Below are 26,756 nucleotides of genomic sequence, written 5' to 3'. Positions count from 1 at the left end.
AAAATCAAAATCATAAAATTTATTTTAGATTATTTTTTTTATAACAAAAAATGATAAATTGTACATGCTCTTTTAACTATAATTTTTTTAGATAAAGGAGGCATATTATGTTTTTTAATATAAAAGTCGATGAAATCATAAGAATGTTACATAGTGATGAAAAAAACGGACTTACCGGTGAAGAAGCAAAAAAACGTCTTGAAATGTACGGGAAAAATGTTTTGGCGGAGGAAAAAAGACATACTTTCTTTGAAATATTTTTAACTCAGTTTCAGGATTTTTTGATACTTGTCCTTCTTGTTGCCAGTGCCGTATCCTTTTTTATCGGACAGGCAAGTGATGCCATAATGATATTATTTGTCGTTACTCTTAATGCGTTAATAGCATCTTTTCAGGAGTATCGTGCGGATAACGAGCTGGAAGCTTTAAAGGAACTGAGCGTCAATGAAGCGAAGGTATACCGTGACGGTCGGATAATAAAAGTTCCCTTTCCAGAAATCGTTGTGGGGGATATAGTCTTTGCGGAGAGCGGGGATTTGATTGCCGCAGACGGAAGGATAATAGAGTGTTCAAATCTTCAGGTGGACGAGTCCTCTCTGACGGGAGAAAGCGTATCTGTGGATAAAGACAGTGCTTTGATAGAAGATAAGGATGTACCTTTGGCGGACAGAAAAAACATGGTCTATTCTTCGGGGATCGTTACATACGGAAAATGTACATATATAGTTACGGCAAGCGGTATGGACAGCGAGATAGGTAAAGTGGCTAAGATGCTGAGTACCGAAGAGGAAACACTTACTCCTTTGGCCGAAAAGACCAACGAAATAGGAAAAGTCCTTTCTATCGGCTGTCTTGTGATATGTGCTCTTATATTTGTTTTAGGTTTTATGCACGGAAACAAAGCTCTTGATATGTTTATGACAAGCATATCTCTTGCCGTTGCGGCTATTCCCGAAGGACTTCCTACGGTAATAACAATAGTTTTATCCATCGGTATAACCAGACTCAGTAAAAAAGGTGCGATAGTAAGGAAAATGCACGCCGTTGAAACTTTGGGCAGTGCAAATGTGATTTGTTCCGATAAGACAGGAACGCTTACAATGAATAAAATGAGCGTGGAAAAAGTTTATATAACTAACAGATTAATAAATAAAGATGAATTTTCCAACAATAAAAGTATCGCATATAAAATGCTTGTGAATATAGCCTACGACTGCAACGACTCCAACATAAATTATGATGAAAACGGAAAAGAAGTTAGGATAGGGGATACTACGGAAGTAGCTTTGATAGAACTTGCAAAGAGAAGCGGTATAACCCGAGATAAAAAAGAGAGGTTTACGGAGCTTCCTTTTGACTCTTCCAGAAAGATGATGAGCAGCGTATATAAAGAAGAGGGCAAATATATCATATACACAAAAGGTGCCAGCGATGTTTTGCTTGAAAAATGTTCTCATTACGTATGTGAATCGAAAATAAAGAAACTCGGTGAAATGGATAAGATAGGTTTTTATAATCAAGTCAACGAGCTGTCTTCCAAAGCTTACAGAGTTTTAGCCTATGCTTATAAAGTCGTGGATAATATTCCCGGTGAAGATGAAATTGAAAATGATTTGATTTTCGTCGGTCTTACTGCAATGATAGACCCTCCGAGGGAAGAGGTCTTGGATTCTATAAATGAATGTAAAAAAGCGGGTATCAAAACAGTTATGATAACCGGAGACCATAAGCTTACCGCAGAGGCTATCGCAAAGGACCTCGGTATATTATCTGAGGGCGAAGAGTGTATAACGGGGCTTGAACTTGAAAAACTGACGGACGAGGATCTTGCGGACAGGATAGGAAATATATCCGTTTATGCAAGGGTTTCTCCAAAGGATAAAGTTAGGATAGTAAAAGCCTTTCAAAATACCAATAACGTAGTTGCAATGAGCGGAGACGGCGTAAACGACGCTCCCGCACTCAAGAGAGCGGATATCGGGTGTGCAATGGGTATAACTGGTACAGATGTAGCTAAAAATGCTTCCGATATGATTTTATGTGACGATAACTTTTCCACCATTGTAATGGCTGTGAAAGAGGGGAGGAAGGTATTTAGGAACATCAAAAAAGCCATGCATTTCCTTATTTCCTGTAATATAGGCGAAATAATGACACTGTTCCTTGCGACTCTATTAAACTTCCCTATGCCGCTTCTTCCGATACATCTGTTATGGGTAAACTTGGTCACTGACTCGCTTCCAGCCCTTGCCCTTGGTGTAGATGAAAACAACATAGACGTCATGACTCAAAAACCCGCTAAGAAAAGCGAAAATATATTTACTTTCGGTTTTAGTGTCAGAGTATTGTTCGAAGGACTTTTGATAGGTGCAGTTACCTTGGTCGGTTTCTGGTACGGATGTACATATTATTCTCTCAGCGAAGGAAGGACATTTGCTTTTCTGATACTGTGCTTATCTCAGCTTTTCCATACATTCAATGTAAGAGCCATGAAAGAAAGTATATTCGACGACAGTCCGCTTAAGAATAAGACATTGATAATCGCCAATATAGTATCCGCAATGCTTGCGATATTCGTAGTACTCATTCCCGTACTGAGAAATATATTCGTGCTTACACCTCTCGGAACATCTAAATGGGACTTTGTACTCACTCTATCTTTAGTTCCTCTGGTAAGCTCTGAGATAGTAAAACTTGCAAAAGGTTTGTTCATCAAAGACAACAGTTTACTTACGCAAGTAAAAAAATCGGCATGATAAAAAGAAAAAGACGACTTAACGACGTCTTTTTTTGTGTATTTTTAGCCTGGGGCACTACGCCTGCTTACGCATATTTCGCGTCCCTAATTGAATACGAACAAAATATTTATTTAAAATCTGTCAAAAAAAGTTTAAATATAGTAACACATGTAAATATTACAATTATATTATTATTTGTAATAATATTTATAAGTAATATGTCAAAATTAGTAGAAATTATTTATATTTTAAATATATCATTCTTGTGACAATTTGTAAGAATTAAGTAACAATAAAATATAATGAGGATATTTCATGAAGTTTGATAGTAAGACTGATTTAGCGATAAAAATAATAATGTATTTATTTATAGAACAAGATAGTAAAAGCTTTGAAGAGATACATAGAGTTATCGGTACAAGGAAGAGTATTTTATTGAGTGTTATTGATAGACTTGTTGAAGCAAAAGTATTAAAAAAGGGAAAAGATAATTTAACGTATTATCTTTTAAAAGATGCTGACGAAATCAGCATATATGATTTAATTATATTGTTTGATGGAAGTATTAATGTTTTAGATGATTATAATAATTCAAGAAAAAATAATCTATTTATTTATGAATTCTATATTGATAGATTTTATAACGAAATAGGAAAGTTTTTAAAAATTAATATACAAAATACAACTATTAAAAATATGATATCGAATAATCATTAAAAAAGAACCTGATTAGGTTCTTTTTTATAATTTCTTTAATGCAGCTTTTCTTCTTGCACTTATTACAGAATAATATTTATGCATATTATTTGCTACTTTTGTATCCCATGTAGAGCTTGAAGCGTATCTTTTATTTACATCGCTTATTGTTTTCCCGCTGTAAAGTCCGGAACCCGGTTTCAGATATCCATTTCCTATACCATCCGCAACATCATATATGTTTGCTTCTTTTGAGGGGTAGCCCTTTGAACCATATCCAAACATGTTATTTGGTTTAAAACATATTGTTCCGTTTGCACTTTCAAGAGAAGCTATCGCAACCAAGAATAATGCATTTACTTTATATTTTTTCTCTGCATTTACAAATGCTTGTTCAAGACCTACAAGCCCTTGCCTTGTAATTAGTTTTAAATCTGCGGCAGTAACTCCGCTCGGTTTGCTCATATCAAGTTTATGTATTTCCGATAATGAATAACTTGGTATATTTTTTTGTTTTTTTACTTTTTTTGCCGTATGATTTCTTAATGTATTTGCAACATTTACTTCTTTTGCTGTTTTTGCAATACTTGCGACTTTCATAGCTTCTTTTTCTTCTGATTTGGCTTTTATAATATAATATCCGCCGGTTGAAGATATTATGGCTAAAATAAGAACAGAACAAATTGCGATGATTATGTTTCTTTTTTTTGTTTTTTTCTTCTGTTTAGGAATATCTTCTTTTAGCTCATTTTCTAATTCATTTAGCTCTTTTTTTATTTCATCAACCTGTGAAATAATTGTTTCATCTTTTTCAATATCTTTGTTATCTTCTGATATTTCTTTTACTTTTATATCTTCTATTGTTTCATCTACCAAATGTTCCAATTTATCTATTTCTATCAATGTCTTTTCTAGAGGATCCTCTTTTTTTACCTCTTTAATATTATTTGTTTTATTTTCCTCTTCAAGTTCTTTAAGTAATGATTCTAAAGGATTTTCTTCTATAGTTTCAACAATATTGATTTCGTCTTCTATTTTGTTAACTTTAGGAATATCATTATCTTTAACTAATATTTCAACATTATTTGAATTGATTTCATTAGCATTATCATTTAGATTAGAATTTTCTTGCTCTTTAAAAATATCATTTTTTTGTAAATCCGTTTTTTTCTTCTTTACCTTTAATGTTTTTTTTACTTTAATTTTCTTTTTAGTAGTTTTCATGATTACCTACCTTACAATATATTTTTATTTTATTGACATTTCTGATTGCAAGTAATTAATTTAATTGTACTTATTTTTGTGTAAAATGTCAAAATTATATATAATATACTATATTAACTTGAAAGTATACTTAAATATATATAAAATATATATGAGTATGAAAAGAGGAAAAATAATGAAAAAATTATTATCTATGCTGTTAATAGGTTTGATGAGTATAAGTATATTTGGTTGCAGTTTTATAAAGCCGGAAGACAAAGCGACAGAATTTTTAAATGCCGTTAAAACTAAAAACGAAGATGTTTTAATAGGGTATACAAATAATAAGTATGTAAATCTTCTTCTTCACAGTACCGGAGATAAGAATACGCTTGATGAGATTTATAAAAATTTATTTAAAAATTTGTCTTTTAAAATAACCTCTGTTACTGAAAATAAAACCGGAGCAGTCGTTAAAGTTGATATTACAAATGTAAATTTTAAAAAGGTTTTTGATAATTATGAGGATAAATCTTACGATTACATGATATTAAATCTTTATTCAGGTAAGCTCAATAAGAAGAAATTAAATAAAAAATGTTTGGATATATTGGCAAAGGAAATTTCTTCTGCAAGTAAAAGTAAGAAAAAAGTCACTAAGAGCGTAAAAATAAATTTGACTAAAAATGAAAATTACAGCTACGATTTAAATATAGATACTAAGTTAATGGATGCTTTAATGGGTGGACTTATCAGTGGTTATCAATAGACATCTGAACTTTTTAGAGATAAAAAGTTCCAAAAATCTCCGCTCATTCGCCGCGGTGGCTTTTCTCGACTGGATTTCATAAAAAATGCTGCCCGCATTTTTTTGAACAGTCTCGCCCACCCCTGATACTTTATAAAACATAAAAAAGAGTAACATTTGTTACTCTTTTTTTGTGTAAACGTATTTGTTTAAAAGGGATAGGGTAGTGGTCATTTCAAAAATCTCGGGTAGAGCTTTTTAGAAAATGTGACCACGTTAAAGCTCCACGCAGTGGAAGCATTTAACTCAAAGTTTTTTTGCTTTGGAAAAAACTTTGTGGGGTTTTAGGGGGCGATGCCCCTAGGTATCTATTCCTCAATCCCCATTTGTTCAGACTGGTCTTGAACGATTAATGTATCGATAAATTCATCGATATCACCGTCAAGAACGTCATTTAATTTATATAAGGTAAGCCCCACTCTATGGTCTGTGACTCTACCTTGAGGGAAATTATAAGTTCTTATTCTTTCTGATCTGTCACCGCTTCCTATTTGGCTTTTTCTGTTGCTGGCGATAGCTTCCTGTTGTTTTCTTTGCTCGATTTCAAAAAGTCTGGCTTTTAAAATTTTCAATGCTTTATCTTTATTTTTAAGCTGTGATTTTTCGTCCTGACATGCAACTACCAATCCTGAAGGTATATGTGTAATTCTAACAGCAGAGTCTGTAGTGTTTACACTTTGACCTCCGTTACCGCTTGAACGATAAACATCTATCCTTAAATCATTAGGATCTATATTTACTTCAACATCTTCAGCTTCCGGCAGTACCGCTACCGTAATAGCCGAAGTATGAATTCTTCCGCTTGATTCTGTATCCGGAATTCTTTGAACTCTATGTGTTCCGCTTTCGTATTTAAGTCTGGAATATGCCCCTTTACCTTGAATTGAAAATACTGCTTCTTTATATCCTCCGATACCGATTTCGTTTGTAGAAAGCATTTCCACTTTCCATCTGTTTCTTTCCGCATATCGGGTATACATCCTAAGTAAGTCTCCTGCAAATAAAGCAGCTTCATCTCCGCCTACTCCCGCACGTATTTCAACTATAACGTTCTTGTCATCATTAGGATCTTTGGGTATGAGAAGTATTTTGATCTCCTGTTCCAACCCTTCTTTTTGTTCGTTTAAAGATGAAATATCTTCAAGTATCATTTCCTTAAAGTCATCATCATCGCTGTCGTTTAGCATTTCTTTATTTGACTCAAGCTGTTCCATTACATCCGCATATTTTTTATATGCAATTACGATTGGTTCAAGATGAGAATGTTCTTTTATAAGTTCGGTATATAATTCATGATTATTTATAATATCCGGATTAGAGATATCTTCACTAACTTCATTAAATCTTTTTTCAATAGATTTTAATTTATCTAACATTATTGCCCCTCCGTTTTTCTCTTATGGAATTATACACCAAAAATAAAGGATTTAAAAGTATTTTTTTGTTTTTAGAGGTAATTTGAACCATATTTATGTTATTTATTATTAAAGAATTTTATTTATTGGAAAATCTCTATTTTAAGCAGTATAAAAGGTAATATGCTACAAAGCTATAATCATATATTTAATAGGAAAGAAGTAAGTTTAGTTTTAATCGGAGATAAAGAGTATGGATAATTTAGATGTTACTATAAAAAAAGTTAAAATCGTATTAAAGGTTGGAGATAAGATAAGTATATTAGATAAGTTAAAAATCAAATGTAATGAAAAAGTTAAATATAACATAATAGATCCTAAAATAATTTCGGTGGATAACAATTATATAGTTACCGCTTTGAAAAAAGGAAGAACATATATAGAAATGTTTTTTATTGAATAATAAAACGCCAAATTATATTATTAAAATAAATGTATTAAATAATGCTATTGAAACAGATATAGATGATAAAAATCTTAGCGTAGTAAATATATTTAGTAATAAATATACATATGACATACTTAAAAATGATATAAATGAGCTTTGTTGTATATATAATGATATTTTGAACTATGAAATTTTAGGTAAAAGTTATGATAATAGAAATATTTATTTATTTACCCTTGGAAACAAAAATGCGAAGCATACTCTATTTATTCAAGCTTCAATGCATGGAAGGGAACATATGGCTTCAATACTTGTTATGAGACACATTGAATTGTTATGTAAAAATTATTATATATCTGAATATAAGGGTTTAAATATTTCAGATATACTGCAAAATATAAAGATTTGTATAGTGCCAATGTCTAATCCCGACGGTGTGGATATTTCAATTAATGGTGCAGAGGTGATTAGAGAAAAAACCCTTTTTAATAACATCTCAAAAGTCATTGAAGAAAATAAAATACATCATGAAATCTGGAAGTCTAATGCGAGATGTGTTGATTTAAATAGGAATTTTGGTTGTAAATGGGAAGATAGCTATAATTTTAATGTAAAATCATTTATGGAATATAGAGGAGAATACCCTGAAAGCGAAATAGAATCAAGACTTATTGCTAATTGGACAAGAGAAAACAGACCTGATATTTGTATAAGTTATCATGCAACAGGGAGTGAACTTTACTGGGATTACGGACAAAAGGGTTTATTGTTAAATAAAAGTATGGTTATAAGGGACTATTTAAAAGATTTGACATTTTATAAATTAATGGATAGAAGCAGTGCATATAAAACGGGTGTGCTCGGATATTCCGATTGGGTCAGTATGTATTTAGGTATACCCGCATTTACTATAGAAATCGGAAGTCCTTTTGTAACAGCTCCTTTAAGTATGGAAGAATTTAATGATATATGGGAAGAAAATAAGTTTATTCCTATAGAATTATGCAGATATGTTGTAAATAAGAAAAATTAAAATTTAAGATTATTTTCACTATGATTAATAATTTTACTAAGTAAGTTATTATTCCTTTTTGTTATATGATTTCTTATACATTATATGAAATTTAAAAATATTAGAAATACAGAAATATCATAGTTATATTTTTATATATTAAAATATTAAAAAAAGAAACATATTAAGTCCAGATATGACTAATTATAACCATTATAGCTACAAAGAAAAATGAGATGTAGAGGTTATATTTTATTGTTGGTCCATTTAAAAGTATATTTGTTCTTTAAAATACAAATATTAAAATAATGGTTATTAAGGTACATAGATATTGTACTGAAATTATTAAATTTCCGCATTAGATAATAAATCAGTTTTCATATGATATGGAGCAATATAATAGAGAACTTTTAAAATATATAAAAGGCAGTGTTTGGAATTAATAAATTAAACCTTAATTCTTTAAAATATAAAAAAGCAGGTGATTATTAAGTAGCTTGCTTTTTTTATTATCCAAGGTAGATATTAATCATATTTGTTTTATTTTTATTTTCTTTATATCAATTATTTAAAAATTTATTTATACATGTTTAAAACATATTACAGCGGTAATAATAGAAAATACTAAGAAAAGATAAAGATCAAGAACTTAAATTCAGGGGGTAATAAAGTGGATAATAATAAAAAGATTAAAAGGAAGATAGAAATGGGTAAGAAAGAACAAATTATTTCTAAAATTTGTATTGCATGTAGTACACTGTTGATTGTTGGCGTATTATTTGCAAGTGTACTTAATAAAAGCAATGTAAATGTAGCCGACGTAAGTAAGGATAGAATAAGCGATAAATCGGTAATGAGCGAGGAAGTTAAACCTAAGGTTGCGGAAAATAATAAGGATACGAAGACAGAAACCGATACGAAAAATAATGAAGACAAGGATGATATAACGAAAAGTAATAATAAAAATAAAACTAAATCATCATCTTCATCTAAAGCGGTATCAAATGTTACTTCTAAGCCTGATATATCAAACCCGGCAAAACCTGTAAAAAGCGGTGAGATAATAATGGATTATAGTTATAATACTACTCCTGTTTATTCAAAGACATTGAATGAATATTCATCCACTCATACCGGAATTGACTTAAAAGCGGATAGAAATGAAAATGTAAAATGTATTTTAGATGGTGAAGTAAAGAGAGTTTACTTGGATGACAAACTTGGATATAGCATTGTGATTGATCATGGCGGTGATTTTTATAGCATCTACTCTAATCTAAATAAAAAGTTAAATGTTAAAAAAGGGGATAGAGTAAATAAAGGCGATGTAATCGGAAGTGTTGGAAAAAGTGCAGCATTTGAAATAGCCGATGATTATCATTTACACTTTGAAATAAAAAATGGTAAATCCTATGTAAATCCAAATACTTTATATAAATAAAGAAGATAGTCATTGATCATTAAAAAGCGGTTTATTCTAAAGGATAGCCGCTTTTATTATAATTTTATTAAAAGGTTTGACTTATATATGGCATATATTGTAATATAAAAAAGTAATTAATTTGAACATGAGGGATAAATGATTTGAACAGTTTTTTATATACATTACTTATATCGATGGTACCTATAATCGAACTTAGGGGAGGGCTTCCTGTAGGGATAGCAAGTGGACTTAGTTTCCCTGTTGCATATATTGCCGCTGTTATCGGGAATTTAATACCCGTTCCTTTTATAATACTATTTATAAGAAGAATATTTATACTTATTAGAAAATATATGCCTAAATTAAGCAGTATGATAGATAAATTGGAGAATAAGGCTCATTTAAAAGGACAGAAAGTTAGAAAATATCAGAAGTTTGGTCTGTTTATATTTGTAGCAATTCCTCTTCCTGGAACTGGGGCATGGACAGGTGCTTTGGTTGCCGCATTTTTAGATATAAGACTTAAAGATGCAATACTTCCCATAGTTTTGGGCGTACTTACTGCCGGTATACTTATAATGATGCTTACTTATGGCGTAACGACCATTATATAAATAAAAAAGACTCTTTTGAGTCTTTTTTATTTATATTTAAATTGTTTTGTTTTTACGGTCTTGCTTCCGTTTTCATTTTTTATTGTTACTTTAAAATAATACTTTGTTTTTGAAACTTTTTTATTTTTACCGCTTTTACCGTTCCATTTAAATTTATATGTTCCTGTTTTATAAGTTTTATTTTTAGTTATTGTTTTAATTAATTTATTTTTTCGATTATATACTCTTACGGTTACTTTTGCGATGATATTTGTCTTAACTTTTATCGTAGGGTTATTTTTACTTCCTCTTATTTTATAGCTTGATTTGACTTTGCTTACTTTTATACTTGGTTTCTTTTTTACTAAAGTTACATAAGAAGATTTTTGATAAGTATTTCTGCTGTTTGTTGCATATACTACGATTTTATATTTACCTGCTTTATAAACATTTCCTTTGGTGCTTTTTAAATTCCATTTAACGGTATTAGTGCCTTTTTTCATTACAACATTTTTCAATGTTTTTAATTTTTTATTCTTTGTTGTTGTAAGTAATACTTTTACTCTGGCATCTTCATTTAAATAAAATTTTGTGGATGTATAATATCCGCTTGCTCTTATAACCTTTGATTTGTTTTTAAATTTAGAAATACTTACTTTACTTGGGTTAGTAATTTTGATATATTTTGTTGTTTCAAATTTCCCCGCAATATTGTAACCTGATATGATTATTTTATAAGTTCCAGCTACTACCAAATTGCCTTTACTGTCTTTTAAATTCCAGTATTCAGTATTACTTCCTTTTCTGTTTCTCGAAATACTCTTAATAAGCGTATTTGATGAATTGTATATTTTTATTGATGTTACACATTGATTATTGAGAGTATACTTGATACTTGCTTTATTAAAATCATTCCTCTTTATTGATGATGTAACAGACATTTTGGATATGGAAGCTTTTTCTGGTATAGTGATCTTTATATTTTTACTATATTCTTTTGTAATATCTCCCGAAGTTGCTGATACTTTAAATTCATATGTTCCTGATGGTATCAACTTGTTATTATCATCAAGATAGTTCCAACTGAAAGATTTATTTTCTTTTGTTAAACTTGTATTTTTATTATATATAGTCTTAACTAATTTGTTGTCTTTGTCATAAAATCCCGCACTTACAGTACAGTCGGTATTTAAATTTAAATTACCGGTAATACTTGTATTTGCAAGAGGTGTATAAGAGGAGGATAGTCCTGTAATATCAAGTAAATCACATAAATTAAAAGTTTTGCTTTGAATCACTTTATCCTTACTGTTTTTATAAGGCATAGTTGCCTGTATTGAATATTTATCACCTTTGTAATTGCTGTAATCCCAAGATAATTTAGTTTCTCCTGCTGTAAAAGTTTTATCTGCAAGTGTATTTATAAGATTATTATTACTATCATATACTTCGACTTTCATCGGAACTTCGGTATACATGTTTAATGTTATATCTAATTTTTTATTTTCGCCTATAATATCTGAAGTTTTAGATATTGTCATAGAAGATTTTTTCCATATAGCTGTTTTAATCGCTTTTAATGGATTTATTTCTCCGTAACCATAATAATTATTTCTTCCCTTTGAATATGAATATGAGCCTATTTTGTTGGCTGTTGAGTTTATGATATCTACTACTTCTTTTGCTGTTAAATCAGGAACTTTTGACATTATAAGTCCTGCAACACCAGAAACGAAAGGCGCTGCCATACTTGTTCCGGATTCAGTTATTAATTTTGATGTGGATGTATTACTTAATGAGTTAATATTACTGCCCGGTGCTGCTATATCTTTATATTCATTGTAATCAGAATATTTTGCTCTGGTCGGATTGCCGTTACTGTCATATTGCAGTGCAACTACTGAGTATGAATTTGGGAAATCCGAAGGGTAAGAATAATATGGATATCCATTTATATCATCCCCGTTTCCAGCAGCACAAACGGTCAATATGCTATTATTAGATTTATTATATGCATCATCAATTCGACTTTTTAAAAGCAAATCTAAATTTACTTTTCCATCACTATCATACTCATACCCATATCCTCCGAGACTCATATTAATTATTCGACATCCTTGTTCTTCAGCCCAATCAAATGCTCTGATAAGATATGCCGATGAGATATCTCCATTAGAATCGGCTACTTTTGCTATATATAAATCAGAATTATAAGCTACGCCTGCTCCCAGACTCTTATTATTTCCACATGCAGCAGCAATGCCCGCTACATGTGTTCCGTGACCTTCATAATCTACAACTGAAGATTTTGCAGATGAACCTGTAGATGCGTTGTATGTTCCTTTGATATTCGATAAATCAGGATTAGATGTATATGCCCCGGTATCAAATATAGCTATTTTAGTATTTTCACCTGTAGAATAATTCCATGCTGTAGTTCCGCTTCCTGAAATATTTGTCCATGTAAGATGTTTTTGAGCGGATAAAAGAGGGTCATTTGTTGTCGCTAAAGCTTTATATTTAAAATTAGGCTGTGCGTATAGGACTTCATTTTTTTCATTAAGAGTTCTTATTGTTTCTTCAACTGTTGAATCTTTAGGGACTTCAACTAATTCTATATTTTCTTTTTTATCAACGGTTTCTTCTATATTTAAATTTTCATTGGATAATATCTTCGATTTTTTTGAGTTTGAAATATTATCTTTAAAAACCACCAATACACTATTAGGATCGTATCTTTCATCTGCTTTGTTTTGTGCATAAACTGTGTTTGTAAATAATAGTATTAATAAAATTGATAATAATGTATATATGATTTTTTTGTTTTTCATTTGTAATACCTCTATAAATTTCTGTTATTTATATTTTAGCATATATTTACTTGATTTAATTAAATAAAATTATAAATATCAATAAATTAGATTGATTTTTATTTGTATTTTTACGGAAAAAAATATATAATTAGTTAAAATAAATTAGAATGATTATAAATTATTTATAAAATATTAAAACCTATTGACAAATCGGGAAAAATTTATATAATTAAATTATAACCATTCTAATTTAAAAGATGTAGAAAGGAGAAAGTCATGGAAAAGTTAGATGTAAAAGAAATTATAAGATCTCATGGTTTAAAAGCTACACCTAATAGAATTGCTGTTTATGAGTATATGTTAAACAGTAAAGAACATCCCAGTGCAGAGATGATAAAGGATCATCTAAATAGCCTCGGAAATAAATTTTCTCTTGCTACAGTATATAATATAATAGAGGCTTTTCTTGAAAAAGGCGTTATTATAAAAGTCAGGGATGATGAAAATAATATGATGAGATTTGATGCCAATACTGATTTTCATGTTCATATATATAATAGTGAAACAAATGAAATAATTGATTATGAAGATGGTGAACACACAAAATTCCTTGAAAAGAAGTTGAAAGAAATCAAAAAAGAAAATAATTTTGGAGACGAACATAAAATCGTAGCCGAAATGTAACAAAAGTCAATAATAGCAAAATGCTATTAAAATATAAAAAGATAAAATAAATTTTAAATTGAAAAGGAGATAATTATTATGAAAAAATGGGTATGCACAGTATGCGGTTATGTACACGAAGGAGAAAATCCACCGGCAGAATGTCCACAATGTCACGTTCCTGCTGAAAAATTCCAAGAAATGGGCGGAGACAGAACTTGGGCAGCTGAACATGTTGTAGGAGTTGCAAAAGGTGTTAGTGAAGATATTATTGCAGATTTAAGAGCTAACTTTGAAGGAGAATGCTCAGAAGTTGGTATGTATCTTGCAATGTCAAGAGTAGCTCACAGAGAAGGATATCCTGAAATCGGTCTTTACTGGGAAAAAGCTGCTTATGAAGAAGCTGAACATGCTGCAAAATTTGCTGAATTGCTTGGTGAAGTTGTAACAGACAGCACAAAGAAAAACCTTGAAATGAGAGTAGAAGCTGAAAATGGTGCTACTGCAGGTAAATTCGATCTTGCTAAGAGAGCTAAAGAAGCTAACTTAGATGCAATTCATGATACAGTTCATGAAATGGCTAGAGACGAAGCAAGACACGGTAAAGCTTTCGAAGGTTTACTTCAAAGATATTTTGGCTAAAATACATAAAAAACGAAATATAGTAAAAACTAAAAAAGCCTTTATTTAAAGGCTTTTTTAATTGCTTAGATTATGTAGTAATTTGACTTTTTAATCTACTTATAGTATTATGTTTAGATAAATTATTAGAAAATAAGATAATCGTGAGGAAAATGTAAATTATGATTATTGAATCATTTAAAAGTTTTATTAGTATTTTTAAATTCAAATATTAAAAATAGAAAAAAATCCATTTCTATGGCAAAGATGACTTTGAAAAAAAGGTACTCAGGTTCAGCATTAGGTGTTGGTTGGTCGTTAGTAAAACCCATATTGTTTATTTTTGTATATTGGTTTGGTATAGAGATCGGTATTAGAGGTGGTAAACCCATTCAAGGAGAAATACCTTATATTTTTTGGTTAATGACAGGGATAATTGCTTGGTTTTTTATAAATGATGTATTGAATATTGGTATTTCTTCAATAAGGAAAGATAGTCATTTAGTAACCAAAGTTGTATTTCCAGTTGAAACAATTCCTGTTTATAATGTTATGGCATTATTTTTTACCCATTTATTATTACTGGGATTAGTTGTTATAGTTCTTGCAATATTTGGATTTTTACCTAATATATATTATTTGCAATTAATTTACTATATCAGTTTTTTGTTTTTCTTTTGCTGTGTTTTGTGTACGTTTTTATCAACTCTTGCTGTAGTAAGCAGAGATTTTGAACAGTTAGTAAAATCAACAACTATGATATTCTTTTGGTTATCACCTGTTATATGGACAGCAGATAAAATTGGAGAAGGTTCGATACTTATGAGGTTATTAAAGTTAAATCCATTCTATTATTTTATTCAAGGATATAGGGATACGTTTTTATTTAAAATTTGGTTTTTTGAGCGACCGTATTATACCATATATATGATAATATTTATGATTATATTAACATTAGTTACATCATATTTATACAGAAAACTTCATAATGATTTTTCGGATGTATTATAGGAGGTATTGATATGACAAAAAAGTTTACAAGGAATTCAGTAGATGTAAAGGTTGAAATAACTGAAGATATAAAGAAGGCATTAAATGAAGATTGGCCGGATAAGATACCCGAAGAAAATATCGCCGTTAGCGTAAATAATGTAACTAAAATGTATAAGATTTATAAAAAAGCTTGGCATAGAATTATTAATGCTTTTTCATCAAAAATTAATTATGGTGAATTTTATGCACTTAAAGATATTAATATTAAATTTCCCAAAGGTGAAACTATTGGGATTTTAGGTGTGAATGGTTCCGGGAAATCAACCCTTTTAAAAATGATAACGGGGGTTGTAAAGCCTACAAGCGGTACAATAGACGTTAAAGGTAGAATTTCTGCTATGCTTGAACTTACTTCAGGATTTGATAAAGAGTTAACTGGATATGAAAATATACTATTAAAAGCAACAACATTAGGTATACCCTTAGATGAAATGGAACAGCGTGTACCTGCTATAATTGAATTTGCAGATATAGGAGATCATTTATATCAGCCTGTCAGGACTTATTCTTCCGGTATGAAATCAAGATTGGGGTTTGCAATAAGTGCAAACGTAAATCCTGATATTTTAATTGTTGATGAAGTTTTGGCTGTAGGAGATGATACTTTTAAACTAAAGTGTCTTTCTAAGATGGAAGAATTCAGAAAAGAAGGTAAAACGATTCTTTTTGTTAGCCATAGTTTATTTACCATTAAAGGATTTTGTACTAAAGCAATGTGGATAAAAGATGGAGAATTAATTGCAAAAGGCGAAACTGCAATGGTTACAAAACTTTATGAAGATTATCTAAAGGAAATAAGAACAGCTAAACGAATAAAGGCAAGAGAAGAGCAGGGAAATCAAGAAGAGATTTTGGAAAAAAAGGATATATTAGAGTTTATAAAAACACGAATGCTTGATATTAATATAAATAATAGAAATAGAATAAACTTTAATTATGGTTCTACTGTCATTATAGAAATAGAATATGAGGTTAAAAAGCCAATAGAAAATGATTTGATTTGCTGTTTTTCTATTAGAGATATAGAAGAACGTGAAGTATTTGCAACAAATAAGCAAAATAAAGACAACATTGTTGATTCCAGTATTGGTAGACATATATTTAGATTTATTCTTCCGAATTTAAGATTACTCCCCGGAAATTACAAAATAGCCGGAGAATTTTGGAATAATGAAGCTGGATTACATTTTAAATTTGCATCATTAAGAAGGCTAAATATAGTTAGCAATGAATATAAAGGTGGCGGAGTATATGCAATACCTTATAAGACTATGCGAGATGATTATCTCATAGAAGAAAGAGAACAAGAGGGAACTTTAGATTCAATTAAGGATATGTTAGTTTAAATATAATAGGAGTTTGGGTTGGAATTTAGTGAAACATTTAAAACATTGTATTGGTAATATACCAATTGATAAAATTATAATAAAAAATATATTAGCCTTATCATATAAAATATGTTCAATATTTTCTGTAAATAATAAAATTGTATTTGCCTCTAATAGCTTAAGTAAAATTGATAGAAATTTATTATATATATATAATGAAATAAAAAGGCAAAATATTGATATCGATATTATATTAAGGTTTAGTGAGTCTAACAAAAATTTTTTTTCTAATATAAAAAAGATATTTAATCTCATTATAACAGAATATCATTTGGCAACAGCAAGGTTTATAATAATAGATGATTATTATTTCCCTTTATATGTAACGAAGCTTCGTAATGATAGTATAGCTATACAAGTTTGGCATGCAAGCGGTGGATTTAAGAAAATTGGATATAGTGTTATAGATAAATCATTTGGTGTTGATGAAAAAACTACAAAAACCATAAATATTCATTCTAATTATACTTATTGTTTAATGGGAAGTAAGTATAACGCCAAATTCTATTCAGAAGCTTTTAGGACAAGCATAGATAAATTCATTACTGATGTTGGTATTCCAAGAACAGATGTATTTTTTAATGAGGATTTAAAAAATTCTCTGCCTTTAAAAGTAGGCGGATTATATAATTTACCACAAAATAAGAAAATCATATTGTTTGCACCTACATTTAGAGGGAATACAAGATATGAAGCGCATTATCAAGATGATTTAGATTTTAGTATTTTAAAAGAATATATAAGTGATGAATTTATAATTTTACTTAAGTTACATCCATGGGTAACCAAGAAATATGAAATAAAAGAAGATTTAAAAGATTTTTTATTTGATGTAACAGATTATTCCGATATAAATGAGCTTATGATTATAAGTGACGTAATGATTACAGATTATTCCTCTGCGATATTTGAATATTCGCTTCTCGAAAGACCTATGTTATTCTACGCAAGCGATTATTTTGATTATATAGATGAAAGAGGTTTCTATATTGATTTTCACCATGATTTACCTGGGAAAGTGTATACTGACACGATTTCTATGGCTAAGGATATAAAAAATCATAATTTCGATATGGATAAAATAAAAGAATTCAAAAAACAAACTTTTGAAGTGGCAGATGGAAGAGCCAGTGAGAGATTTGTAAATAAGTTGATTAAACCTAATATGAAAAAATAATGATTTTAAGGAGGGGTTTTTTAATGTCAACAGGAATGGTTATTTTGGCAGGAGGTATTGGTAAAAGAATGAATAGACCGGTACCAAAGCAATTTTTATTACTTGGAGGAAAACCTATTATACTTCATGTACTGGAAAAAATTGAGCAGATAGAAGAAATAGAAAAAGTAGTAATATGTTCTCCAAAAGAACACATAGAAGAAATGCAAAAATTAATATTCAATCATAATATACAAAAAAATATATTATGTGTTGAAGGTGGTAAAAGCAGACAAGAATCGACATATATCGGTTGTAAAAATCTGCAAGGTGTTGATAGTATAATCGTACATGAGGCTGTAAGACCTTTTGTTAGTAAAAAAGAGTATCTTGATTTGATAAATGATGAAAGTGAAAATGTTATTTACGGGCTTGATATTCCTTTTACAGTATTAAAACAAGAAGATGGATATATTAAGGAAAATTTAAAAAGAGATGAGTTAATAAATGTACAACTACCTCAAAAGTTCAATGGCGAACTACTTCTAAAAGCTCATGAAGATGCAGCAAAAGAAGGTTTATTTTTTACTGAAGATGCTTCTCTATTCTATCATTATAATCCTGATAAGAAAGTTAGAGTATTAAAAGGTTCTTTATATAATGTTAAGATTACCACTCCGGTAGATTTAGTAACATGTGAAGAAATTTATAAAGAATTTATAGTAGGAAAGGAATAATTGATAAGATGAAAAGTTGTATTATTACCGGAGCGAGTCAAGGAATTGGAAGAGCTACCGCAGTAAAGATGAGCTATGAAGAAGGAATAAAGAATATAGCTTTAATAGCCAGAAACGTTGATAATTTAAATAAGACAAAAGAACTGATGAATCCAGAGTGTAATGTTATTGTTGTACCTCATGATATGATGGATTTAGATGGTATAGAAGGTGTAGTAGATAATATTTATAAAGAGTTCGGCTCAATAGATTTGCTTATAAACGGAGCGGGATTTGTAAATCCAACAGCTCTTTTAGATACCACAAATGATAACTTCGAAAGAACTTTTACAATCAATACTGTATCTATGCTTGTGATGATAAGATCATGTGTAAGATATATGAAGGGAAAAGATGCAAAGATATTAAATATTGCATCTACAGCAGGTTCTACATCAAGACCGGGTTGGGTTGCTTATGCAGCGGCAAAAGCCGGAGTGATATCATTATCGAAGACATTAGCGGATGAACTTAGGGGATATAAAATAAAGGTATATTGCATATCACCGGGAAGATGTGCCACAGAGCTTAGAAGGATATTGGCACCGGAAGAAGATCCTGCTACTATAATGCAGCCTGAGGACGTAGCAGATGTAATCGCGAATTTGCTCAGCAGCGGAGAGAATTGTTTAGATGGGCAGGATATTGTTGTTAGACAGAAATAGGAGATATAACAATGAGTGATTGTTTATTTTGTAAGATCATAAATGGAGAAATTCCTTCTACTAAAGTGTATGAGGATGAAAGAGTATATGCTTTTAAAGATATTGAGCCTATAGCTCCATATCATGTACTTGTAGTTCCTAAAAAACATTATTCCTCTATATTAGACGTTGAAAATAATGATGATATCGTTAGTTATGTTTTCAGTATTTGCGTTAAGCTTGCTAAAGATGAGGGATTTGATGAAAAAGGATTTAGGATAATAAACAACTGCGGAGATGAGGGTGGACAAAGTGTTCATCATTTGCATTTTCATCTGTTGGCAGGTAAGAAATTATCTTGGGAAGCATAAAGTAAAAGAGCATATTATATGCTCTTTTTTATTTATCGCGATTATTACATCTACAATGAGTACAGTTACATCCAGAGAATTGATCACTACAGACCTCATAAGTCCCGCCTTCAATTTTCAAGCTTGTTCCCGTAGTCAAAAATTCAGCTACTTTTCTTCTGGCGCTTGAGTATAGAAGCTGTACCGTAGGTCTTGATACGTTCATTTGAATGGCACATTCTTCTTGTGTTAAATTTTCTTTATCCATTAGTCTTATTACTTCATATTCTTCAACATCCATTATAATCGGCTTTACATTTTCATTTTTATCTTTACCTTCAAAGTATTTAATATCAGGTAATTTACAAACATTTTTACATTTTCTTGGTCTTGGCATTTTAGAACCGTCCTTAACATTTTTATATTATAAATAATAAGCATGAATGACTATTTTGTCAATAAGAGATAAGTAATGATTTATATAGTTATATTATAATAAAATATAAATAAAAATAAAGCCGATTTAGTTAGTAACCGGCTTTATAATTATGATTCCATATAAATATTATATCTTACAACTTTATAGTAATTAATCAACTTTATTGAATAAACTAATTGAATAAAGTCCTGCCAGACCTACAACTGCATAAACAATTCTACTGATAATTGAAGTTTGTCCTCCAAAAATTGCTGCAACCAGGTCAAATTGGAAAAATCCGATTAATCCCCAGTTAATAGCGCCGATTATTACTAATAATAAAACAAATTTATTCAAAATTTTTCACTCCTTTAAATTTATTTATATTATATTTTTACCAAAAAATAAAAAAATAAACATTTTGCATATTTTCTTTAATTTATAAGAATTTAGCTAAATCATTATTCTTATTTATTTAATTAAAAAAAATGGTGATTTTATATTTAAGTTAATTATTATTTGGAAAGCTATATTGATTAAATGAAATATTTTGTTGAAAATATGTTGTTGACATATGATTGTATAGAAGAAATATCGGGATATACATTTTTATATTATCAGCATTAAGATTTGATTTATTTAAATGAATAATTTGATTCCAATAAAAAATAAAAAACTGATATGATTATCAGTTTTTTATTTTGCAACTTCAATTAAATTATCCGGAGTATTATTATATACTCTTGAATTTTTAGGAACACTCGTTGTAAGCCATACGCTGCCGCCTATTATAGAACCTTCTCCTACGGTGGTGGTGCCTCCTAGGATTGTGGCTCCTGAATATATTATAACGTTATCTTCTATGTTCGGATGTCTCTTAACACCTTTTACAGGGTTTCCATCATCATCAAGCTCGAAGCTTTTGGCGCCCAAGGTTACTCCCTGATATAATTTTACATTGTCTCCTATTACACATGTTTCTCCTATAACAACACCTGTAGCATGGTCTATAAAAAAGTATTTTCCGATTTTAGCTCCCGGATGTATATCGATTCCTGTTCTGGCATGTGCATATTCTGTCATTATCCTTGGAATTAAAGGTACTTCCAGTAAGAATAGTTCGTGTGCAAGTCTTTGAATAGTTATTGCTTCCAAGTATGGATAACTAAGAAGAATTTCTTCGATACTCATTGCAGCCGGATCTCCGTTGTATGCTGCAACGATATCTGTAGAAAGAATTTCTCTTACTTTTGGTATACTTTCCATGAACTTTATGGTAGCTTCGTCTGCTTTTTTAGTGCATTTATCACAGTTTTCATCTTTTTTTGATTTATCGCACATATTTATAAATACTTCTCTTATTATGCCGTTGAGTTCCATAGCTGCCATATTGAGTCTTTTTCTTACATAAATATTTATAAACTCTTTATTATCTAAATCTTTTTCATATATAGTTGGAAATAGCCCTGCTTCTAAATTTTTAATTATATCCGTTACTCTTAATTTTGTGCCAAATCCGCTAATTCCTTCGTCTGTCAGCTCTTTTTTATTGATATCCACAACCTGACTTGATATTTCTTTACTTCTTGTTTCAAGCCAGTTTTTCATATTTCCCATATATGTATCTCCCTTTCGTTATTTTAATAAAGGTAAAATAATGGAAAATTCACTGCCTTCATTTTCTTTTGTCCTAACTCTAATCCTGCCTTTATGGTCGAGAACAATAGCTTTTGCAATGCTTAGACCAAGCCCCATACCACCGGTTTCTTTATTTCTTGATTTATCCGTTCGATAAAATCTATCAAATATGTTTCTTAAGTCTTCGTCGGTTATACCCATTCCATTATCTTTAATAGTTAGTATAGCATTATTTTCCTGTTTTTGTAAATTTATTTTTAATGTTATATCATCTTTATTTGAATATTTTATTGCATTGTCCACAAAAATCCTTATAACTTCTATGATCCTGAATTCATCTGCCATTATATATACATTTTCATCTATTTTATGCAGAATGGTTATATCCGGATGAGTAACGCTTAAATCCTTTATTACTATACCTATGGTTTCACTTAGATTTGTTTTTTCAAATTTATAGTTTAAGTTCTTTTTATCATATTTAGCCAGGAACAATAATCTGTTTACGAGGTTTTTCATATTCTCGGCTTCAAATATAATTGAGTCTACGCTTTCGTTAAGTATTTCTTCATCTTCTTTTCCCCATCGCTTAAGCATATTTCCATAACCTGAAATAACAGATATAGGTGTTCTTAATTCATGTGAAACATCGGATACAAATCTTTCCTGCTTTTCATATGCTTCCTGAAAAGAATCTATCATTTCATTTGTAGTTTTTGCAAGTTCCTTCAGTTCGTACTCAGCACCTGTAACATCCAGTCTTAAATCTAAATTTTCGGTAGTTATTTTCCTTGCGGTCCTATTCATTTCATTTATTGGCGCCAGTATTTTTCCCAGCTTCATTCTGCCCAGTATAAGCATCATAAAAGCACCTAAAAATAAAACTATACTTATGGGAGGAAGTACTGCTGCAAGTTTGTTTATAAAAGGCATTGCCGGATAGAAAATTAAAAGTTTATACACTTCGTTATTTGCTTCAATATCTCTGCTGCTGACTAAATAGCCTTTATCAAGAAGCGAAGCCCTCGGTATTAATTCAAACCAAAAGTTTTCTTTTAAACCTTTTATATAATTATCTATTTTTTCATTTTTATCGAGTAAGTAATAATTCCCGTTTGAATTAATTAAAGCTATCACAGAATCGGAGTGTTTTTTTTCTATTTTAGATAGGTTTTGCTTAATATACTCCGTATCGTTAAAATCTCCGCTTTTAAGAGTATTTGTAATACTTTTATCTATCTTGCTGTTTTCTTTGTATACTTCTTTATATGTGCTTCTGAGTAGGGTAATACTCAATATTATAACCGAGATTATTGCAATTAAAAGATAAAGGTAAGTATACCAAAGAGCAGTCTTTTGTTTTATGCTCTTTGCTTTCTTTACCTTTTTATCCGTTTGTATATTATTGTCTTTGGTTTTTTTATTCTTCTTCGTCATCTTTAAACTGATAGCCTATTCCTCTTACGGTTCTAATGTAATGTGTATCGTATTTTTGATCTATTTTGCTTCTTAAATATCTTATATATACATCAGTTACGTTTGTTTCGGATTCATAATCATATCCCCAAACATTACTGACGATTTGTTCTCTTGTAAGTACTATATTTTTATTTATCATCAGATACTCTAAAAGTTCGAATTCTTTTTTGGTAAGTGAGATTTCTTCATCTTCAAAGTGAGCTGTGTAAGTATTTTTATCAAGAGTGATTTTTCCTGCTTTTATAACGGCTTCTCTTTCCTTGGTTTCACTTATTACTACCTGTCTTGATAAAATCTTTCTTATTCTTGCTAAAAGCTCTTCTATGGCGAATGGCTTTGTCATATAATCATCTGCACCTATATCAAGTCCCATAACTTTATCAGAAACATCGGATTTTGCAGTAAGCATAATGATCGGAGTTGTGATTTTATTTGCTCTGAGTCTTCTGCATATCTCGATCCCACTTAGATTAGGAAGCATTAAATCAAGTATTATAAGATCATATTTATCATCCATTGCTTTAAGTAATCCGTCTCTGCCTTCGGTAGCAACAGTTAGATTATATCCTTCATGAGTGAGTTCAAGCTGTAAAAATCTTGCTATTTTGAGTTCGTCTTCTACCAATAGTATTTCTTTCATATCATTCTCCTATACTTATTTAATGTCTATTATACTATAGCCTTCATTATCTTTAATGATTTTGGCATGATTTACAATAGGTGTATTTTTTTTATTATATTTATTTGTTTTTTTCTTAAGTCTTTCTTTCCTTTTGAGAGGTATGGGAACATCTTCACTGTTTATAACATCCAGTGTTATTGAAGAATTTGTTATCATGATCAGTATCATAAGAAGTCCGATAAAAACAGAAGGGACGGGGAGTATTATGCAAATAGCTATAGGGATCAATAATGGTATATCTATGATATTTTCATCCATGCTGTTTATTTTAAAACGATAACTTTTTTCTCCGAAAGTTATTGAAACAACGTGTTTATAAAGCCTGATAAAATATCTGTCATCGTAATTATCAATATATATAAGTGCTTTATCGTAATCATTTCTGCATTTTAAGAGTGCTTTCTGACAAAATCCGTAATCTCTGCCTGTTTCTTCTCTAAGCATTTCAATTTTATCTTGATCTAGTTTCATAGTATTCCTCTTGTTTTCTAAGATACAATTTAATATTAACATAATAATCTAATTATATTAAAGAATTATTTATAAATTATTAAAAACAAATTATATTAACTTGTTTAAAAGCATAAAAAATTGTATAATTAAAATGCTACAATAAAGAAAAAAGAGGTATTTTTTATGGCATTTAATAAAAAGAATGTAACCTTAGAATATATAGCCAATGCAGGCGTTTTACTTGAAAATAAGGGAAGAAAAGTATTGATAGATGCTGTTCACACTAAACACGTTCCTCCTTATTATAATACTGATGAGAAAGTTTTAAAATGTATGATAGAGGGTAGGGAACCTTATGATAAAATCGATGTAATGATATTTACTCATCATCATAGTGAACATTTTGATGCTTCGGCTGTTTGTGAGATACTTAAAAATAATAGGCTCACGCAGCTGATTTGCACATATACAATAAGGGATATGTTAAAAGAAGCACCGAATTTTGATCCTATAATAGTTTCTCAGGTCCATGAGCTTGATATTCCTTATTCAAAATCTATAGTAATAAGATTAAAAGATATTCCTTTCGAAGCTATATCAATGCAGCATGATGGAAAAAATTATGAAGATGTAGATAACTTTGCTTATTATTTTGAGTTTGGCGGAAAGACTTTCATGCATTTAGGTGACAGCGCACCTGATATAGAAAATTTTGAACAAGCGGGTATGTTTGAAAAAGAAATAGATGTTTTATTTGCTCCTTTTCCTTATATAGGTCTTAAAGCCGGGAGAGAGCTTATAAACAGATTAAACCCCAGAAGAGTTATAGTTGTTCATCTTCCGAATAAAGAAATGGATAAGGGGAACTGGCTGTATAATACTTTCAGAGTGTTTAAAAAATATGAAAGAGAACTTCCTCCTACGGACTTCTTCACAAAACCGGGGGAAGAGATGACCATAAAATAAAAAAGAAGCTTAGACTTCTTTTTTTATTTAAAATTACTGATATAAGATATAAATAAGTGTATATATAAAATATAAAATTATATATATAATAAAAAAGACCATATTAAATGGTCTTTTAATTTACTTTACCGAATTTACTGAACGGTAGAAGTCTGTAAACTATTTTAGCTTTAAACTGGTCTCTTGATATTAATCCTATTCTATCAGACCTACTGTCTTCGGAATTAGGTCTGTTGTCTCCCATAACAAAATATTTCCCTTCCGGTACCTTTATTAAAGGGTTATCATCATATACAATGTCATCCGAGATATATGGTTCATCTATCTGTTCTCCGTTTACGTATACCTTTGAGTTTCTGATTTCAACAGTATCTCCCGGCAGTCCTATTACTCTTTTTACATAGTCATTATTTTCATCTATTTTTACAACTGCGATATCCTGAAATTTAGGTTCTCCCGCAAGATATGATATTTTACTCGCCAGTACTTTATCCGAATCGTTTAGGGTAGGGTACATGCTGGTCTGTTTTACCATTACAGGTTCGCATATATATGTTCTTATAAGTAATGCCAATATTATAGCTATGGCAATAGTTATTATCCAACTTAATATTTCTTTTATGTCGCTTTTCATATTTATCTCCTAAAAATAAGTCTTTATATAATATACTGCCATATTTATAAATTGTAAAGTGTTTTTTTGATTATTCTAAAGAAAAATCAATTGGAGTTTGTCCGGTTTGTTCTAAAAAAGTATTTGCTTTTGAGAAAGGTTTACTACCGAAAAATCCTCTGTTTGCAGATAGCGGACTTGGATGAGGGCTTGTTAATATTAGGTGGTTTGGGTTTGTTATAAGTTCTTTTTTCGAAATAGCAAAATTTCCCCATAGTATGAATACCAATGGTTTTTCTCTCTCGTTTAAAAGTTCTATTATCCTGTCCGTAAATTCTTCCCATCCGAGGCTCCTATGGCTTGCAGCACTGTTTGCTCTTACTGAAAGTACTGCATTTAATAGAAGTACACCTTGTTTCGCCCAGGGAATGAGACAACCGGTCTTAGGAGGCTTTATTCCCAAATCATCTTCCATTTCTTTGTATATATTAAGAAGGGAGGGTGGGGGCTGAACGCCTTCTCTGACCGAGAATGAAAGTCCGTGAGCCTGTCCTTCACCATGATATGGATCCTGACCTATGATACATATTTTAGTATCCTCGTAAGAAGTATAATGAAGTGCATTAAATAGATCATACATATCCGGATATATTTTATAATGCTTATATTCGTATACCAGTTTTTTTCTAAGTTCCTTATAATAATCCTTTTGAAATTCGTCTTTTAAAATTTCCTGCCAATCATTTTTAAATTCAACTGCCATAATC

The 26,756-nt window shown here is 30.2% G+C and carries 27 protein-coding genes; 16 read left to right on the top strand and 11 right to left on the bottom strand.

What is annotated here, in order from left to right; all coding sequences use genetic code 11:
- Nucleotides 1–107: 107 nt before the first annotated feature.
- Together ANASTE_RS04095 and ANASTE_RS04090 are read left to right on the top strand one after the other, a co-directional pair.
- Nucleotides 108–2,756 (top strand): calcium-translocating P-type ATPase, PMCA-type, encoded by a 2,649-nt coding sequence (locus ANASTE_RS04095; protein WP_007049691.1) that lies wholly within the window; start codon nucleotides 108–110, stop codon nucleotides 2,754–2,756.
- Between the two features lie 297 nt (nucleotides 2,757–3,053).
- Entirely contained in the window at nucleotides 3,054–3,455 is a 402-nt protein-coding gene (locus tag ANASTE_RS04090) for an Rrf2 family transcriptional regulator (RefSeq protein WP_007049689.1), read from the top strand.
- Nucleotides 3,456–3,479: 24 nt separating this feature from the next.
- Here ANASTE_RS04090 and ANASTE_RS04085 read toward each other — a convergent pair whose 3' ends face one another.
- Complete coding sequence (locus tag ANASTE_RS04085) at nucleotides 3,480–4,658, bottom strand: glucosaminidase domain-containing protein (protein WP_007049688.1); 1,179 nt, start codon at nucleotides 4,656–4,658, stop codon at nucleotides 3,480–3,482.
- 175 nt (nucleotides 4,659–4,833) lie between these two features.
- On the opposite strand from ANASTE_RS04085, the gene ANASTE_RS04080 reads away from it, so the two are divergent.
- On the top strand, nucleotides 4,834–5,406 hold the full coding sequence (locus tag ANASTE_RS04080) for a hypothetical protein (protein ID WP_039944994.1): 573 nt from the start codon (nucleotides 4,834–4,836) through the stop codon (nucleotides 5,404–5,406).
- A 347-nt stretch (nucleotides 5,407–5,753) separates the two neighbouring features.
- Here the strand turns inward: ANASTE_RS04080 and prfA are convergent, their stop codons facing one another.
- Nucleotides 5,754–6,824, bottom strand: coding sequence for a peptide chain release factor 1 (gene prfA / locus ANASTE_RS04075; RefSeq protein WP_187361986.1), 1,071 nt, complete (start codon nucleotides 6,822–6,824; stop codon nucleotides 5,754–5,756).
- A 229-nt stretch (nucleotides 6,825–7,053) separates the two neighbouring features.
- Here prfA and ANASTE_RS04070 point away from each other — a divergent pair, with 229 nt between their 5' ends.
- The 4 genes from ANASTE_RS04070 (at nucleotide 7,054) to ANASTE_RS04055 (ending at nucleotide 10,297) form a co-directional block, all read left to right on the top strand.
- Nucleotides 7,054–7,263: an Ig-like domain-containing protein gene (locus tag ANASTE_RS04070; protein WP_007049685.1), complete on the top strand. Its 210-nt coding sequence runs from the start codon at nucleotides 7,054–7,056 to the stop codon at nucleotides 7,261–7,263.
- On the top strand, nucleotides 7,256–8,281 hold the full coding sequence (locus tag ANASTE_RS04065; protein WP_007049684.1) for a M14 family zinc carboxypeptidase: 1,026 nt from the start codon (nucleotides 7,256–7,258) through the stop codon (nucleotides 8,279–8,281). The genes ANASTE_RS04070 and ANASTE_RS04065 overlap by 8 nt, the downstream gene beginning before the upstream one ends.
- A gap of 649 nt (nucleotides 8,282–8,930) precedes the next feature.
- Nucleotides 8,931–9,701, top strand: coding sequence for a M23 family metallopeptidase (locus ANASTE_RS11305; RefSeq protein WP_007049683.1), 771 nt, complete (start codon nucleotides 8,931–8,933; stop codon nucleotides 9,699–9,701).
- 143 nt (nucleotides 9,702–9,844) lie between these two features.
- Nucleotides 9,845–10,297 carry a COG2426 family protein gene (locus ANASTE_RS04055; RefSeq protein WP_039944989.1) on the top strand — a complete coding sequence of 151 codons (453 nt, stop codon included), beginning with the start codon at nucleotides 9,845–9,847 and terminating at the stop codon, nucleotides 10,295–10,297.
- Nucleotides 10,298–10,323: 26 nt separating this feature from the next.
- Here ANASTE_RS04055 and ANASTE_RS11300 read toward each other — a convergent pair whose 3' ends face one another.
- Nucleotides 10,324–13,107, bottom strand: coding sequence for a S8 family serine peptidase (locus tag ANASTE_RS11300; protein WP_007049681.1), 2,784 nt, complete (start codon nucleotides 13,105–13,107; stop codon nucleotides 10,324–10,326).
- A gap of 258 nt (nucleotides 13,108–13,365) precedes the next feature.
- Between ANASTE_RS11300 and ANASTE_RS04045 the strand changes: the two genes are divergently transcribed.
- The 8 genes from ANASTE_RS04045 to ANASTE_RS04010 all read left to right on the top strand — a co-directional run bounded on the left by ANASTE_RS04045 (nucleotide 13,366) and on the right by ANASTE_RS04010 (nucleotide 19,761).
- Nucleotides 13,366–13,773, top strand: coding sequence for a Fur family transcriptional regulator (locus ANASTE_RS04045; protein ID WP_007049680.1), 408 nt, complete (start codon nucleotides 13,366–13,368; stop codon nucleotides 13,771–13,773).
- A gap of 78 nt (nucleotides 13,774–13,851) precedes the next feature.
- Entirely contained in the window at nucleotides 13,852–14,394 is a 543-nt protein-coding gene (locus ANASTE_RS04040; protein ID WP_007049679.1) for an NADH peroxidase, read from the top strand.
- A gap of 237 nt (nucleotides 14,395–14,631) precedes the next feature.
- The gene (locus ANASTE_RS04035) at nucleotides 14,632–15,384 is read left to right on the top strand and encodes an ABC transporter permease (protein WP_007049678.1); all 753 of its coding nucleotides are present in this window, start codon (nucleotides 14,632–14,634) and stop codon (nucleotides 15,382–15,384) included.
- A gap of 11 nt (nucleotides 15,385–15,395) precedes the next feature.
- Nucleotides 15,396–16,772: an ABC transporter ATP-binding protein gene (locus ANASTE_RS04030; protein ID WP_007049677.1), complete on the top strand. Its 1,377-nt coding sequence runs from the start codon at nucleotides 15,396–15,398 to the stop codon at nucleotides 16,770–16,772.
- Between the two features lie 28 nt (nucleotides 16,773–16,800).
- A complete protein-coding gene (locus ANASTE_RS04025; protein WP_007049676.1) occupies nucleotides 16,801–17,991 on the top strand; it encodes a CDP-glycerol glycerophosphotransferase family protein in 1,191 nt (396 codons plus the stop codon).
- Nucleotides 17,992–18,014: 23 nt separating this feature from the next.
- Entirely contained in the window at nucleotides 18,015–18,707 is a 693-nt protein-coding gene (locus ANASTE_RS04020) for an IspD/TarI family cytidylyltransferase (protein ID WP_198004100.1), read from the top strand.
- Between the two features lie 8 nt (nucleotides 18,708–18,715).
- Nucleotides 18,716–19,411: an SDR family oxidoreductase gene (locus ANASTE_RS04015; protein WP_007049674.1), complete on the top strand. Its 696-nt coding sequence runs from the start codon at nucleotides 18,716–18,718 to the stop codon at nucleotides 19,409–19,411.
- An 11-nt stretch (nucleotides 19,412–19,422) separates the two neighbouring features.
- The gene (locus ANASTE_RS04010) at nucleotides 19,423–19,761 is read left to right on the top strand and encodes a histidine triad nucleotide-binding protein (RefSeq protein ID WP_007049673.1); all 339 of its coding nucleotides are present in this window, start codon (nucleotides 19,423–19,425) and stop codon (nucleotides 19,759–19,761) included.
- Nucleotides 19,762–19,789: 28 nt separating this feature from the next.
- On the opposite strand, the gene ANASTE_RS04005 is transcribed toward ANASTE_RS04010, so the two are convergent.
- From ANASTE_RS04005 to ANASTE_RS03980, 6 genes are all read right to left on the bottom strand, one after another.
- Nucleotides 19,790–20,137, bottom strand: coding sequence for a DUF134 domain-containing protein (locus ANASTE_RS04005; RefSeq protein ID WP_007049672.1), 348 nt, complete (start codon nucleotides 20,135–20,137; stop codon nucleotides 19,790–19,792).
- 192 nt (nucleotides 20,138–20,329) lie between these two features.
- Nucleotides 20,330–20,515, bottom strand: a complete 186-nt coding sequence (locus ANASTE_RS04000; RefSeq protein ID WP_007049671.1) for a DUF378 domain-containing protein — start codon at nucleotides 20,513–20,515, stop codon at nucleotides 20,330–20,332.
- Between the two features lie 339 nt (nucleotides 20,516–20,854).
- On the bottom strand, nucleotides 20,855–21,775 hold the full coding sequence (locus tag ANASTE_RS03995) for a serine O-acetyltransferase (RefSeq protein WP_007049670.1): 921 nt from the start codon (nucleotides 21,773–21,775) through the stop codon (nucleotides 20,855–20,857).
- Between the two features lie 18 nt (nucleotides 21,776–21,793).
- Nucleotides 21,794–23,233, bottom strand: a complete 1,440-nt coding sequence (locus tag ANASTE_RS03990) for a sensor histidine kinase (protein ID WP_007049669.1) — start codon at nucleotides 23,231–23,233, stop codon at nucleotides 21,794–21,796.
- Nucleotides 23,217–23,915, bottom strand: a complete 699-nt coding sequence (locus ANASTE_RS03985) for a response regulator transcription factor (RefSeq protein ID WP_007049668.1) — start codon at nucleotides 23,913–23,915, stop codon at nucleotides 23,217–23,219. The genes ANASTE_RS03990 and ANASTE_RS03985 overlap by 17 nt, the downstream gene beginning before the upstream one ends.
- Before the next feature lie 15 nt (nucleotides 23,916–23,930).
- Entirely contained in the window at nucleotides 23,931–24,428 is a 498-nt protein-coding gene (locus ANASTE_RS03980) for a hypothetical protein (RefSeq protein ID WP_007049667.1), read from the bottom strand.
- A 165-nt stretch (nucleotides 24,429–24,593) separates the two neighbouring features.
- Between ANASTE_RS03980 and ANASTE_RS03975 the strand changes: the two genes are divergently transcribed.
- Nucleotides 24,594–25,376 (top strand): MBL fold metallo-hydrolase, encoded by a 783-nt coding sequence (locus ANASTE_RS03975; RefSeq protein WP_007049666.1) that lies wholly within the window; start codon nucleotides 24,594–24,596, stop codon nucleotides 25,374–25,376.
- 115 nt (nucleotides 25,377–25,491) lie between these two features.
- Here ANASTE_RS03975 and lepB read toward each other — a convergent pair whose 3' ends face one another.
- Both lepB and ANASTE_RS03965 read right to left on the bottom strand, forming a co-directional pair.
- On the bottom strand, nucleotides 25,492–26,010 hold the full coding sequence (gene lepB / locus ANASTE_RS03970) for a signal peptidase I (RefSeq protein WP_007049665.1): 519 nt from the start codon (nucleotides 26,008–26,010) through the stop codon (nucleotides 25,492–25,494).
- Nucleotides 26,011–26,080: 70 nt separating this feature from the next.
- Complete coding sequence (locus ANASTE_RS03965) at nucleotides 26,081–26,752, bottom strand: uracil-DNA glycosylase (RefSeq protein WP_007049664.1); 672 nt, start codon at nucleotides 26,750–26,752, stop codon at nucleotides 26,081–26,083.
- Nucleotides 26,753–26,756: the final 4 nt, after the last annotated feature.

This window comes from Anaerofustis stercorihominis DSM 17244 (assembly GCF_000154825.1).
In the GTDB taxonomy this organism is placed as follows: domain Bacteria; phylum Bacillota; class Clostridia; order Eubacteriales; family Anaerofustaceae; genus Anaerofustis; species Anaerofustis stercorihominis.
The sequence above is the reverse complement of the archived record's forward strand: the minus strand, read 5'-3'. Positions and strand labels throughout refer to the sequence as shown.

Excerpts from the sequence above, each read along its gene's own strand:
- ANASTE_RS04095 (WP_007049691.1), top strand. The coding sequence starts at position 108 with ATGTTTTTTAATATAAAAGTCGATGAAATCATAAGAATGTTACATAGT.
- ANASTE_RS04090 (WP_007049689.1), top strand. The coding sequence starts at position 3,054 with ATGAAGTTTGATAGTAAGACTGATTTAGCGATAAAAATAATAATGTAT.
- ANASTE_RS04085 (WP_007049688.1), bottom strand. The coding sequence starts at position 4,658 with ATGAAAACTACTAAAAAGAAAATTAAAGTAAAAAAAACATTAAAGGTA.
- ANASTE_RS04080 (WP_039944994.1), top strand. The coding sequence starts at position 4,834 with ATGAAAAAATTATTATCTATGCTGTTAATAGGTTTGATGAGTATAAGT.
- ANASTE_RS04070 (WP_007049685.1), top strand. The coding sequence starts at position 7,054 with ATGGATAATTTAGATGTTACTATAAAAAAAGTTAAAATCGTATTAAAG.
- ANASTE_RS11300 (WP_007049681.1), bottom strand. The coding sequence starts at position 13,107 with ATGAAAAACAAAAAAATCATATATACATTATTATCAATTTTATTAATA.
- ANASTE_RS04045 (WP_007049680.1), top strand. The coding sequence starts at position 13,366 with ATGGAAAAGTTAGATGTAAAAGAAATTATAAGATCTCATGGTTTAAAA.
- ANASTE_RS04040 (WP_007049679.1), top strand. The coding sequence starts at position 13,852 with ATGAAAAAATGGGTATGCACAGTATGCGGTTATGTACACGAAGGAGAA.
- ANASTE_RS04035 (WP_007049678.1), top strand. The coding sequence starts at position 14,632 with ATGGCAAAGATGACTTTGAAAAAAAGGTACTCAGGTTCAGCATTAGGT.
- ANASTE_RS04030 (WP_007049677.1), top strand. The coding sequence starts at position 15,396 with ATGACAAAAAAGTTTACAAGGAATTCAGTAGATGTAAAGGTTGAAATA.
- ANASTE_RS04020 (WP_198004100.1), top strand. The coding sequence starts at position 18,015 with ATGTCAACAGGAATGGTTATTTTGGCAGGAGGTATTGGTAAAAGAATG.
- ANASTE_RS04015 (WP_007049674.1), top strand. The coding sequence starts at position 18,716 with ATGAAAAGTTGTATTATTACCGGAGCGAGTCAAGGAATTGGAAGAGCT.
- ANASTE_RS04010 (WP_007049673.1), top strand. The coding sequence starts at position 19,423 with ATGAGTGATTGTTTATTTTGTAAGATCATAAATGGAGAAATTCCTTCT.
- ANASTE_RS04005 (WP_007049672.1), bottom strand. The coding sequence starts at position 20,137 with ATGCCAAGACCAAGAAAATGTAAAAATGTTTGTAAATTACCTGATATT.
- ANASTE_RS03995 (WP_007049670.1), bottom strand. The coding sequence starts at position 21,775 with ATGGGAAATATGAAAAACTGGCTTGAAACAAGAAGTAAAGAAATATCA.
- ANASTE_RS03990 (WP_007049669.1), bottom strand. The coding sequence starts at position 23,233 with ATGACGAAGAAGAATAAAAAAACCAAAGACAATAATATACAAACGGAT.
- ANASTE_RS03985 (WP_007049668.1), bottom strand. The coding sequence starts at position 23,915 with ATGAAAGAAATACTATTGGTAGAAGACGAACTCAAAATAGCAAGATTT.
- ANASTE_RS03980 (WP_007049667.1), bottom strand. The coding sequence starts at position 24,428 with ATGAAACTAGATCAAGATAAAATTGAAATGCTTAGAGAAGAAACAGGC.
- ANASTE_RS03975 (WP_007049666.1), top strand. The coding sequence starts at position 24,594 with ATGGCATTTAATAAAAAGAATGTAACCTTAGAATATATAGCCAATGCA.
- lepB (WP_007049665.1), bottom strand. The coding sequence starts at position 26,010 with ATGAAAAGCGACATAAAAGAAATATTAAGTTGGATAATAACTATTGCC.
- ANASTE_RS03965 (WP_007049664.1), bottom strand. The coding sequence starts at position 26,752 with ATGGCAGTTGAATTTAAAAATGATTGGCAGGAAATTTTAAAAGACGAA.